Raw genomic sequence first — 11671 nt, forward strand, 5'->3', positions numbered from 1 at the left:
TGATTTTGCTGGAAAATTCAGTGTTTCGGGTGTGTGGAAAGGTCGTCTGAAACCTGTTTGTACTCGGTTTCAGACGACCTTTTTTCATATTTTTTCCGTTTTCAACATTCCACGACGCGGACGGATACGGGGACGGCTTTTTTCTGGAGGGTGATGGCGAGTCCGGCAAGCGAGGTTTCTTTGTAGGTGGACTTCATGTCGCGCCCTGTTTGCAGCATGGTTTGGATGACTTCGTCGAGCGAGACTTTTTTGTCCGTGCCGTCTTCCAGTAGGGCGAGGGTGCCGAGTTTGAGGGCTTTTTCGGCGGCGATGCCGTTGCGTTCGATGCAGGGGATTTGCACCAATCCGCCGACGGGGTCGCAGGTCAGGCCCAAATGGTGTTCCATCGCCATTTCGGCGGCGTTTTCCACTTGTTTGGGCGTGCCGCCGATGACTTCGGCGTATGCGCCCGCCGCCATGGAGCAGGCGACGCCGACTTCGCCTTGGCAGCCGACGTCCGCGCCGGAGATGGAGGCGTTGGTTTTGTAGAGGATGCCGATGGCGCCTGCGGTGAGCAGGAAGTTTTCGACGCGCTCTTGTGTGGCGTGCGGGTTGAACTTGCGGAAGTAGTGCAGGACGGCGGGGATGATGCCTGCGGCGCCGTTGGTCGGGGCAGTCACGACGCGTCCGCCTGCGGCGTTTTCTTCGTTGACCGCCATGGCGTAAACCATGGGCCAAAGCTGGGTGTTGACGATTTCGGTTTCGCGCAGGGCTTTGAGTTTGGCGGCAAGCTGCGGGGCGCGGCGGCGGACGTTCAAGCCGCCGGGCAGTTCGCCGTCTGCTGCCAGCCCGCGCTTGATGCAGCCTTCCATTACGTCGGCAACGCCGGCGACGCGGCGGCGGATTTCGGCTTCGCTGCAACCGGCAAGCGCGGCTTCGTTTGCCAACACGGCTTCGGATATGTCGAGTTGGTTCATGCGGCATTGGGCGAGCAGTTCGGCTCAGCTGGTGTAAGGGTAGGGGACTTGCCGCGTTTGTTCGGCTTGTTGGTCAAATTCTTGATCGGTAACGATAAAGCCGCCGCCGACGGAGTAGTAAATTTGTTCTTTGAGTTTGCCGCCGTCTTGACCGTAGGCGGTGAAATTCAGTCCGTTCGGGTGTTTGGGCAATACTTGGTCGCCGCGTATGTTCAGGTCGCGGTCGGGGGTGAAGCGGATTTCGCGTCCGTTGAGGCGGAGGATGTGTTGCGTGCGGATGCGTTCGAGACGGTCGGGGATGTCGGCGAGAGGGATGTCGTGCGGCAGGCTGCCTTCCAAGCCGAGCAGGAGGGCGTCGAATGTGCCGTGTCCGCGCCCTGTCAGAGCCAGCGAGCCGTAAATGTCGATGACGATGCGCTCGGTTTGTACGTCCAGTCCTGATTGCTTGAGGTCGTCTGAAAAGGCAGCGGCGGCTTTCATGGGGCCGACGGTGTGGGAGCTGGAAGGGCCGATGCCGATTTTGAAAATGTCGAAAATGCTGATCATGATGTTTCCGTTGATTTTATTGAATTACTTTTTCCGTTTCGCCCGCGGATGCCCCTCGTCGTAAACCTTTGCCAGATGATCGAAATCCAGCTTGGTGTAAATCTGCGTGGTCGAGAGGTTGCTGTGTCCCAGCAGTTCTTGCACGGCGCGGATGTCGCGAGACGATTGCAAAAGGTGACTGGCGTAGCTGTGGCGCATCATGTGCGGGGAAATGTGTTGTCCGCTGCCCTGCTGCACCGCCCATGTCTGAAGGCGTTTTTGGATTTGCCGCTGCCCGAGCCGCGTGCCGTTTTTGCCGGTAAAAAGCGCGGTTTCGCCGTCTGCCGCCACGCGTTCGGACAGATAGGCGCGCAAGGCTTCGACGCTTTTGCCCGACAGCGGGACTTGCCGCTCTTTCCTGCCTTTACCGGTCACGCTTACCCAACCTTCGTCCAGCAACACATCGCCCAAATCCAAGCCGTGTATCTCGCTCAGGCGCAGGCCGCTGCCGTACATCAGTTCAAACAAGGCATGGTCGCGCACTGCCAAACCGTCGTCGGCGGGCGTACTGTCGAGCATATGGTTCAACTCTTCCTGCGGCAGGGCTTTGGGCAGGCGTTCGGGCAGGCGTGGGGCTTTCAGGTTGAAGGTCGGGTCGTTGTCCATCATGCCTGACTGCACGAGCCAGCCGCAATATTGCCGCCACGCCGATAATTTGCGCGCCAGCGTCCGTTCGCTCAAACCTTGTTGCGACAGCCGTTTCAACGCCGCCACGAAATCGCGCCGCGTCAAATCCTGCGCCGTTTCAGACGACCCTTCCGTCAAAAACCGCACGAGTTCGGTCAAATCGCGACCGTATGCAGACAGCGTGTGCGCCGACTTGCCCTGCTGCCCCAACATTTTCAAATAGCCGTCCAAAGACAGTCCGAAATCGCGCGCCAACATTTTCAGACGACCTCGAACACGGTTTTCAAAGCTTCCGGCAATCGGCAAACCTTTTGGCGCGCATAATCGAAACATACCATGCCCGTGCGCGCCCGCGCCAGCACCTTGCCGTCCGCAATACGCATCAGGCGGAACAACAATGCAAACCCGCCTTTGCCGATGTCCTCGACGCCCATTTCCGCCGACAATTCATCGCCGTAAAAGCCTTGCGCCAGATATTGCACCGCCGCGTCCGCCATAATCAGCCCCGCGCCACCCGCGTCCGTTTCGCTCCAACCCAAACCCGCCAGCCAGCGCATCCGCACCTCGTGGCACAAACGCAAAACGGCATCGTTCGCCAGATGGCCGCCGTAATTCACGTCGCCCACCTGCACGCATAAGGTCGTCTGAAACAACACCGCATCCACATCCGACACTGCAAACTTACCCATAACACACCTCCCGCCGCCGTTTCAGACGACCCCGAAAACAAACTATTATTATAAACCATGTCAGACAAATACCGACCGCACCGCTTGCCCGCCGCAGCCGCAAAAAATCTCATTAACATATAAAGCCAGTGTAGCCCCGTGTAGTCTTTTAATAAGAAAAACATTATAATTTCCCACATCACCATCCCGCTACTTCACCAAGGAGATTTAAATGGCACTCGTATCCATGCGCCAACTGCTCGACCATGCCGCCGAAAACAGCTACGGCCTGCCCGCATTCAACGTCAACAACCTCGAACAAATGCGCGCCATCATGGAAGCCGCAGACCAAGTCAACGCTCCCGTTATCGTTCAAGCATCCGCCGGCGCGCGCAAATATGCAGGCGCGCCGTTTTTACGCCACCTGATTCTGGCGGCAGTCGAAGAATTCCCGCACATCCCCGTCGTCATGCACCAAGACCACGGCGCATCGCCCGACGTGTGCCAACGCTCCATCCAACTGGGCTTCTCCTCCGTCATGATGGACGGCTCGCTGATGGAAGACGGCAAAACCCCGTCCACCTACGAATACAACGTCGACGTCACCCGTACCGTCGTTAACTTCTCCCACGCCTGCGGCGTATCCGTCGAAGGCGAAATCGGCGTATTGGGCAACCTCGAAACCGGCGAAGCAGGCGAAGAAGACGGCGTAGGCGCAGTCGGCAAACTCTCCCACGACCAAATGCTCACCAGCGTCGAAGATGCCGTGCGCTTTGTTAAAGACACCGGCGTGGACGCGCTCGCCATCGCCGTCGGCACCAGCCACGGTGCATACAAATTCACCCGTCCGCCCACCGGCGACGTATTGCGCATCGACCGCATCAAAGAAATCCACCAAGCCCTGCCCAACACCCACATCGTCATGCACGGCTCCAGCTCTGTTCCCCAAGAATGGCTGAAAGTCATCAACGAATACGGCGGCAAAATCGGCGAAACCTACGGCGTACCCGTAGAAGAAATCGTCGAAGGCATCAAACACGGCGTGCGCAAAGTCAACATCGACACCGACCTGCGCCTCGCTTCTACCGGCGCCATCCGCCGCTTCATGGCAGAAAATCCGTCCGAATTCGACCCGCGCAAATACCTGAGCAAAACCGTCGAAGCCATGAAACAAATCTGTCTCGACCGCTACCTCGCATTCGGCTGCGAAGGTCAGGCAGGCAAAATCAAACCCGTTTCACTTGAGAAAATGGCAACCCGCTACGCCAAAGGCGAGCTGAACCAAATCATCAAATAAACAACGGGCAACCAAACGGGCGGCAATCCAAGCTGCCCGTTTTGTTTTGAAGGTATGGGTTAAGTTCAACTCCGTACAACGTTGCCCTGCCGTCCTGATTTATAGTGGATTAACAAAAATCAGGACAAGGCGACGAAGCCATAGACAGTACAGATAGTACGGAACCGATTCACTTGGTGCTTCAGCACCTTAGAGAATCGTTCTCTTTGAGCTAAGGCGAGGCAACGCCGTACTGGTTTAAAGTTAATCTACTATAAAAGGTCGTCTGAAAACGGCTTCAGGTTGAACACAACCTGCGGCGTTTGTTTTCAGACGACCTTTTTTGCCGAAGAAGCAAACTTTTCCTATTCCCTGACTAGCGTGGGATTCGATGAAGGGTTGCGATTATTTGTCTATTTTTCGTCAAGTCCTAAAGGTTGAACCGCCAAAGCCGTCATTCCCGCGCGGGCGGGAATCTGGAAATGTAAAGTTGCAGCCGCCCTGAAATATTTTCGAAATGCCGAGATTTAGATTCCTGCCTTCGCGGAGCTGGCAACAGGCAAAATAGCCCGTTTTTGTTTTAACTAATGTTTGTTCCCTTCGCCGCAATACTCGTTCTGAACGACGGTTTGAACTTGAAAAACAAAACCCTGCGCATGAAAGGCAGGGTTCGGGGTTTATCGGCAAATCTACACCTTGCTTTTGAGGATTTTGCGGATGGCGGAAAGTTGGCGGCGGCTGACAGGCAGGGGCTTGGGGATATCCAATATCTGCGCGCCCCAGGCGGAATCGCTGTCGTCATCGTCTTCAAGCCGTATCAGGTAGTCTAAGGTATGGCGGAAGGCGAGGGCGTTGCGGTGGAGGCGGATGATTTTTTCGCCTAACAATTCTTCCCAATAGACCAGGGTTTTGGGCAGTTCGTAGCTTTGTCTGTCGCCGGTAACCAGAAAGACGGTTTTGTGTTCCGCCATCAGATAACGCGCCTGCTGCCACGGGATTTCGATCATGCGGTCGCGGCTGAAGACCTGGAAATGGGTAAAGTCGTCGGCTTTTTCGCGGTATTTTTCGCTGACCCGGTCCAATGCCGCCTGTAGGCGGGTTGAGCGGATGGGTTTGAGCAGATAGTCGGCTGCCGCCAGTTCGAAGGCGCGCAAGGCGTGTTCTTCGTAGGCGGTGGTGAAGATGATTTCAGGTTGGCGTTTGGCGACGCGTTTGATGCGTTCGACCAGCTCGAGTCCGGTAATTTCGGGCAGCCCGATGTCGGCAAATACGATATCGACTTCGTGCATACTCAACCAGTCCAAAGCGGGTTGTGCGTGGTGGAATACGTTGAGAATCACGACGTTGCACTCTTCCAGCAAGATACGCAGGCGTTCTGCGGCGAGCACTTCGTCTTCAACAATAATGACACTTAACATAATGATTTACTTTTGTTATTTTTAAGTTTTTGACAGTCGGGTGAAAAGTCGGCACGGATAGCCGTCTTCCCGTTATGCATTTGGTTACGGCGATTATAGTAAATATGAAGTATTAATGTGCGGGTTATGTAAAAAAATAATTACATTCGAATAATATCTCAAGTAATTTGTTGCAATCTCGCCAATCTACTCCGTAACTATATCATGTATCGGTATTTTATGCGGCTGCCAGTGTTCTATCGCCCAAGATAAAAGTGCCTGCGGGCGGGAAACTTCGGGTGCGGGCGGAAGGTTGAGGTATTGCAGGACTTGGCGGAGTAATTGTTCTTTATGGTTTTCGTCCAAGGCGGGGGCAAGCGTCTGCTTCGACCATTTCTGCCCGTGTTTGTTGACCAAAAGCGGGAGGTGGGCGTAATGCGGGGTAGCGAAGCCGAGGCAGCGTTGCAGGTAGATTTGGCGCGGGGTGGAAACGAGCAGGTCTAGCCCGCGTACGATGTGTGTGATGCCTTGGTCGGCATCGTCGGCGACGACGGCAAGCTGGTACGCCCAAAATCCGTCGGCGCGCAAGAGGACGAAGTCGCCGATGTCGCGGGCGAGGTTTTGGGCGTAATGTCCGACGATACCGTCGTCAAATCCGATGGTTTCGTCGTTGACGCGGATGCGCCATGCGGGCGGTTTGTCGGTGTGGGGGCGGTCTTCGGAGCGGCGGCAGCGTCCGTTGTAAACGAATCCGTCGGCACCTTGGGCGGCCGCCGCCTGCCAGTCTTTGCGGCTGCAATAACAGGGATAGAGCAGGCCTTTTTCTTTCAGACGACCCAAGGCGTCCCTGTACAGCGAATGGCGGCGGCTCTGCCAAACGACTTCGCCGTCCCATTCGAAACCGAAGGCTTCGAGCGTGTGCAGGATATGCGCGGCGGCACCGGGCATTTCGCGCGGCGGGTCGAGGTCTTCCATACGGACCAGCCATTTGCCCCGGTTTGCGCGTGCATCGGCGTAGGATGCAAGCGCGGTCAGCAGCGAGCCGATGTGGAGCAGGCCGGTGGGGCTGGGGGCGAAGCGTCCGATATAGTCGGTTGGTAGGGTTGCCGTCATGGTTTTGGGATTGGAGCGGGTTGTTGGAAATCGGTTTGGGCGGGACTTGCCGTGTCCGTTTTAACTGCGTTGCGGCAGGGCGTTCAGACGACCTTTGGGGATAGGTCGTCTGAAAACGGGCAAACTATACCAAGCAACTGCTTCTGCGGGCAATGTTATAATGCCGTTTCAACACATTACGGACAGATTCCATGCTCATCGATACTTCACGTCCCATTCTTGCCGTCGATACCGGTACCTCTTTTCTCTCACTCGCTTTGCGTGCGGACGGCGAGGTGCGCCTGTATCATGAAAATGTCGGTACGCGCCAGTCAGAACTCATCCTGCCGCAAATTCGCGTGTTGTTCGAACAGGCGGGTATAGGCGCGTCGGATTTGGGCGGCATCGTTTATGCGCAAGGACCGGGCGCGTTCACCGGATTGCGTATCGGGGCGGGTGTCGTGCAGGGTTTGGCAACTCCTTTCGATACGCCCGTTATCGGCGTGCCGAGTCTGGACGCGGCGGCTTATCTGGTTCCCGACTGCCCTTGCGTATTGGCGGCGACCGATGCGCGTATGGGCGAAGTGTTTTATGCGTGGTTTGACACGCAATCCCATACGCGTTTGGGCGATTATCATGTCGGCAAGGCTTCGGAAATCGTTTTGCCGCGAGGACAAACCTTTGGAGCGGGTGTGGGCAACGCCTTTGCCTTGGCTGACAAGCCGCCTTTCGATGGCATACCGTCCATGCCGACTGCCGCCGATTTTCTCGAGCTGGCACTGAGCGGGCGTTATCCTGCGGCAGACGCCGCACATGCCGAATTGTTATACGTCCGCGACAAGATCGCCCTGACGGCGAAAGAGCAGGCGGAAAGGAAGGCGAAACCATGAACATCCGTCGGGCAAGCTCTGATGACTGTGCCGCCCTGACCGCAATCGATGCGGCGGGCAATCCCTCGCCTTGGTCGGAGCGGCAGTTTCTCGAAGCGGTAGAAAATCCTGCCGATACCGTTTGCGTCTGCGAACGCGGAGGCGAAATCTGCGGTTTTGCCGTCTGGCGCGAAATTTGCGGCGAGTCCGAGTTGCACCTGATTGCCGCCGTCCCGGAGTGCCGCCGACAAGGCATCGCCTCAAAACTTTTGGCATATTGGTTTCAGACGACCTCAAGCCAAGGCGTATCTCGCCTGTTGTTGGAAGTCCGCGCAGGCAATGCCGCCGCCATCGGCCTCTACCGCAAATACGGTTTTATCGAAACAGGCCGGCGGAAAAATTATTACCCCCTGCCCGAGGGCGGATATGAAGACGCAATTTTGATGGAAAAACCATGTTAAGCAGCCGTTACCTCCATTTGCACGAAGCCTTGGGACTGGGGCCGATGTGGCTCAAGCGCGGGGCAAAAACCGTTCCCGCTGCTTTTGCCGCTCCCAAAGCCGGTATGCCCAAACCCGAGGCAGCGTCGGTTCAGACGACCATCCCCCGTCAGGAACGCACCCTGTCGGCAGGGGCGCATCAGGCGCGTCTGTCGGCAATGGCGGCCGTACACGGCGGAAACCAACAGGACGTACCCAAGCGCGAAATGCCATCTCCGCAAACCGCGGCTGTCGAAGCGGCCCGTCAGCCCGACACGAAACCCAAGCAGGAAACGCCTGCGGAAAAACAAGCCCGCAGCATCCAAAACACGGCAAATTTGCCTGCCGCCCCGCACCTTTCAGACGACCTCCCGCGCCTGTCCGCCACAGTCAAAACCGCGCGCCTGATGGTGGTCAGCATCTGCCCGTCGACCGAAGATACGCTGCATGGCGAATTGTTCCACGGCGAAACCGGCGTCCTGCTGGACAATATGCTCGCCGCCATCCGCCTCAGCCCGCAGCAGGTGCACAAAACCAGTTGGGTGAAAGCCGCCCCTGTGTTCAGCCCGCATCCCTCGGAAGCGCAAATCCATGCCGAATTGCCTGCACTGAAGCATGAATTGGAATCGTCCCAAGCCCGTGCGGTATTGTTTTTAGGTCAGATTTTCGAACAGAAAGAAATGATGGCGGTCATGGACGAATTGTGTGGCGGCATACCGTATTTCACCATCCCGCACCCCGCCCGCCTGCTGCGCCAACCGCGCCTGAAGGCATATGCCTGGCAGGTGTTGAAGAAAGCGGCGGCTGTGTTGTAGGGTTGATTGGAACAAAGGTCGTCTGAAACTTGGGAATAGGGTTTCAGACGACCTTTTTGCATTTTTTCAGCGGAGGTGTTTTGAGGACGACACACGCGCTGAGATGATGGTAAAGGTTACATTCCGTCATTCCCGCGCAGGCGGGAATCCACTGGAAGCCCTATGCAACGGGTGTTTGCAAAACAGCCAGCCGTAGCGTGGGCTTTGCCTACGGACAGGGTTTGATGACGCGCAGGTGTAAAGATAACCGCGTTATTTGCATCACAAAGGTCGTCTGAAAACCTTGTCTTTACGGGCGGTAGTGAAACATAGAGCCTGCTCTAAAGGGTGTTTTTCGCTATCTTCATCCGCGGGCAAAGCCCACGCTACCAGTTGAACACTGTTGGAAATATCGCTCTTTTCGATCGTGTTTCCCTTGATGTGGCGCAGGCTTCGCCCACGAACTGAGTTTACTGGCGCACAAGGTCGTCTGAAAACCCAAAACTTACAATCTGTCCTTACGAGCGGTAGTCGGCGTTGATGGAGACGTAGTCGTGCGATAGGTCGCAGGTATAGACGGTGGCGGCGGCTTGTCCGCGGTGGAGTTTGATGCGGACGGTGATTTCGTCTTTCGCCATCACTGCCTGCCCTTGTTCTTCGGTGTAGCTTGCGGCGCGGCCGCCGTTTTCGGCAACCAATACGTCGTCGAGATACATTTCGACGGTGTCGGTGTCCAAATCGGCAATGCCTGCGTAACCGATGGCGGCGAGCAGTCTGCCGAGGTTGGGGTCGGAGGCGAAGAAGGCGGTTTTAACGAGGGGCGAGTGTGCGACGGCGTAGGCGGCTTGGCGGGCTTCGTCGCGGGTTTTGGCGTTTTCGACGCGGACGGTGATGAATTTGGTTGCGCCTTCGCCGTCTCGGACGACGGCTTGGGCAAGCTCGAGGGCGAGGCTGCCGAGCAGGTCTTTGAGCTGTTTGTAGCGCGGGTCGGCGATGTTGTCGATTTCGCTTTGGCTGTTTTTGCCCGTGGCGATGATGACAAAGCTGTCGTTGGTGCTGGTGTCGCCTTCAACGGTGATGGTGTTGAAGGTTTCGTCGGCGATTTCTTGGGTCATCAGCTGGAGGATGGGCTGGGAAACTTTGGCATCGGTAGCGATGAAGGAGAGCAGGGTTGCCATGTTGGGGTGGATCATGCCGGAGCCTTTGGCGATGCCTGTGGCGCGGACGGTGTGTTTTTCGCCGACGCTGCCTTCGCGCGAGGCGGATTTGGGTACGGTGTCGGTGGTCATGATGGCGCGTGCGGCGTCTGTCCAGTCGGCGGGTTGCATTTTGGGCAGGGCGGCGACGATTTTATAGACGGGCAGAGGCTCGAGAATGACGCCAGTGGAGAAGGGAAGGACTTGGGAGGGTTTGCAGCCGGTTTGTACGGCGGTGGCGGCGCAGGTTTCGATGGCGTCGATTCTGCCTTGCGCGCCTGTGCCTGCGTTGGCGTTGCCGGTGTTGATGATGATGGCGCGCACGCCGTCTTCGTCGAAGAGGTGTGATTTGGCGATGTGGACGGGGGCGGCGCAGAAGCGGTTGGTAGTGAACACGGCACCGACGGTGTTGCCGCCGGAAAGTACCATCAGGGTGAGGTCGGCGCGGTCGGTTTGTTTGATGCCTGCGCGGGCGGTGAAGAGTTGGATGCCGTCGATGTTCAGCAGTTGGTCTGCGGTTTTTTCTGTGAGGTTGACTGCCATTTTGCTGCTCCTTTGTTTGGGGTTGTTGTTGATTTGGTTTTCAGACGACCTTTTGGTTCATCGGGGTTGTCTGAAAAGTGTTCAGAATCCTAATACGGGGATGATAATCGGGGCGATGGCGGCGGTCAGTACGCCGTTGAGTGTCAGTCCCAGCCCTGCGTATGCCGCCATGCGCCGGCTGCGTTCGAGCGAGGCGGCGATGCCCATGGCGTGTGAGGCGGTGCCGAGCGACATGCCGACCGACGAGGGCATGACGACGGTGTTCTTAAGTACGGTATAACCGGCTATCTGCCCGACCAGTCCGGCGACGATGACGGTGGCGGCGGTGATGGCGGGGATGCCGCCTATGGTGCGGGTGATTTCAATGGCGATGGGGTTGGTCACGGATTTGGCGGCGAGCGAGAGGATGACTTCGCGTTCCGCGCCCAGCCATTTGGCGAAATACATGCCTGTGATGATGCCGGTAACGCTGCCGGCGAGCTGCGAGACGATGACGGGCAGCCACTGGCTGAAGATTTTTTCACGGTTTTGATAGAGCGGAACGGCGAGCGCGACGACGGCGGGTTTGAGCCAGAAGTCGATAAACTGCGCGGCATCGTGGTACACGGCGTAATCGATGTCGAGGATTTTGAGGTAGGCAATCAGGGTAACAGTGCTGATTAAGACAGGGTTGAGCAGCAGGTAGCCCGTCCGCGCGCGAAGGAGGAGTGCCAATGCGTACACCGCCAGCGTCAGGAAAAGCAGGACGCTGGGCTGCTGCGACAGGGAAAGGATGCCGTCCATCAGATTTTCTCCCGTATCCATTGATGTACCTTGCCCGTAACCAACAGGACGCACACGGTGCTGGCGGCGGCGGAAACGAGTATCGACAGCCAACTGTCGGCAATCAAATCCAAATAGCTGATGACCGCGACGCAGGGCGGCACGAGGAAAAGCGTCAGGTTTGACATCAGCGCGTCGGTAAGCTGTTGCAACCACTCGGCTTTCACCCACCCCGCCTGAAGCATGGCAAACAGAATACCCATACCGATGATGCTGCCGGGCAGTTTGATGCCCGTAAGGTAGGCGGCGGTTTCGCCGAGCGCGAGGCAGCCGAGCAGGACGAGCAAGGCGCGGATGGTGTGCATGGGTCGGGTTTCCTCTATGGTTTGCCGGTTTGCAGACGGGCGGTTTATGAATCTTTGTTAAT

General features: G+C 57.0%; 11 protein-coding genes and 1 pseudogene. 4 read left to right on the forward strand and 8 right to left on the reverse strand.

Going from position 1 to position 11671, the window contains the following annotated elements:
* Nucleotides 1-101: 101 nt before the first annotated feature.
* The 3 genes and pseudogenes from NSCA4_RS12785 to NSCA4_RS0104070 all read right to left on the reverse strand — a co-directional run bounded on the left by NSCA4_RS12785 (nucleotide 102) and on the right by NSCA4_RS0104070 (nucleotide 2857).
* A pseudogene (locus NSCA4_RS12785) lies at nucleotides 102-1502 on the reverse strand (L-serine ammonia-lyase).
* 24 nt (nucleotides 1503-1526) lie between these two features.
* Nucleotides 1527-2426, reverse strand: coding sequence for a tyrosine recombinase XerC (gene xerC / locus NSCA4_RS0104065; protein WP_016686952.1), 900 nt, complete (start codon nucleotides 2424-2426; stop codon nucleotides 1527-1529).
* 2 nt (nucleotides 2427-2428) lie between these two features.
* Entirely contained in the window at nucleotides 2429-2857 is a 429-nt protein-coding gene (locus tag NSCA4_RS0104070) for an acyl-CoA thioesterase (protein WP_016686953.1), read from the reverse strand.
* A 211-nt stretch (nucleotides 2858-3068) separates the two neighbouring features.
* Here NSCA4_RS0104070 and fba point away from each other — a divergent pair, with 211 nt between their 5' ends.
* Complete coding sequence (fba, locus tag NSCA4_RS0104075) at nucleotides 3069-4133, forward strand: class II fructose-bisphosphate aldolase (protein WP_016686954.1); 1065 nt, start codon at nucleotides 3069-3071, stop codon at nucleotides 4131-4133.
* Between the two features lie 668 nt (nucleotides 4134-4801).
* Here fba and NSCA4_RS0104080 read toward each other — a convergent pair.
* A complete protein-coding gene (locus NSCA4_RS0104080) occupies nucleotides 4802-5530 on the reverse strand; it encodes a LytR/AlgR family response regulator transcription factor (RefSeq protein ID WP_016686955.1) in 729 nt (242 codons plus the stop codon).
* Nucleotides 5531-5716: 186 nt separating this feature from the next.
* Nucleotides 5717-6622, reverse strand: a complete 906-nt coding sequence (gene gluQRS / locus NSCA4_RS0104085; RefSeq protein WP_016686956.1) for a tRNA glutamyl-Q(34) synthetase GluQRS — start codon at nucleotides 6620-6622, stop codon at nucleotides 5717-5719.
* Between the two features lie 191 nt (nucleotides 6623-6813).
* Here gluQRS and tsaB point away from each other — a divergent pair, with 191 nt between their 5' ends.
* From tsaB to NSCA4_RS0104100, 3 genes are read left to right on the forward strand one after another with little or no spacing between them, the layout of a single operon-like run.
* Nucleotides 6814-7491 carry a tRNA (adenosine(37)-N6)-threonylcarbamoyltransferase complex dimerization subunit type 1 TsaB gene (gene tsaB, locus NSCA4_RS0104090; protein WP_016686957.1) on the forward strand — a complete coding sequence of 226 codons (678 nt, stop codon included), beginning with the start codon at nucleotides 6814-6816 and terminating at the stop codon, nucleotides 7489-7491.
* Entirely contained in the window at nucleotides 7488-7931 is a 444-nt protein-coding gene (rimI, locus tag NSCA4_RS0104095; protein WP_016686958.1) for a ribosomal protein S18-alanine N-acetyltransferase, read from the forward strand. Before tsaB ends, rimI begins: the two co-directional genes overlap by 4 nt.
* Nucleotides 7925-8764, forward strand: coding sequence for a uracil-DNA glycosylase family protein (locus NSCA4_RS0104100; protein ID WP_016686959.1), 840 nt, complete (start codon nucleotides 7925-7927; stop codon nucleotides 8762-8764). The genes rimI and NSCA4_RS0104100 overlap by 7 nt, the downstream gene beginning before the upstream one ends.
* A gap of 497 nt (nucleotides 8765-9261) precedes the next feature.
* On the opposite strand, the gene argJ is transcribed toward NSCA4_RS0104100, so the two are convergent.
* The 3 genes from argJ to NSCA4_RS0104115 all read right to left on the reverse strand — a co-directional run bounded on the left by argJ (nucleotide 9262) and on the right by NSCA4_RS0104115 (nucleotide 11609).
* Entirely contained in the window at nucleotides 9262-10482 is a 1221-nt protein-coding gene (argJ, locus tag NSCA4_RS0104105) for a bifunctional glutamate N-acetyltransferase/amino-acid acetyltransferase ArgJ (protein WP_016686960.1), read from the reverse strand.
* 81 nt (nucleotides 10483-10563) lie between these two features.
* Nucleotides 10564-11265 (reverse strand): LrgB family protein, encoded by a 702-nt coding sequence (locus NSCA4_RS0104110; protein ID WP_029609498.1) that lies wholly within the window; start codon nucleotides 11263-11265, stop codon nucleotides 10564-10566.
* Nucleotides 11265-11609 carry a CidA/LrgA family protein gene (locus tag NSCA4_RS0104115; protein ID WP_009313070.1) on the reverse strand — a complete coding sequence of 115 codons (345 nt, stop codon included), beginning with the start codon at nucleotides 11607-11609 and terminating at the stop codon, nucleotides 11265-11267. Before NSCA4_RS0104115 ends, NSCA4_RS0104110 begins: the two co-directional genes overlap by 1 nt.
* Nucleotides 11610-11671: the final 62 nt, after the last annotated feature.

The sequence above is a fragment of the Neisseria sicca 4320 genome, from assembly GCF_000193735.1.
Lineage (GTDB): Bacteria > Pseudomonadota > Gammaproteobacteria > Burkholderiales > Neisseriaceae > Neisseria > Neisseria sicca_E.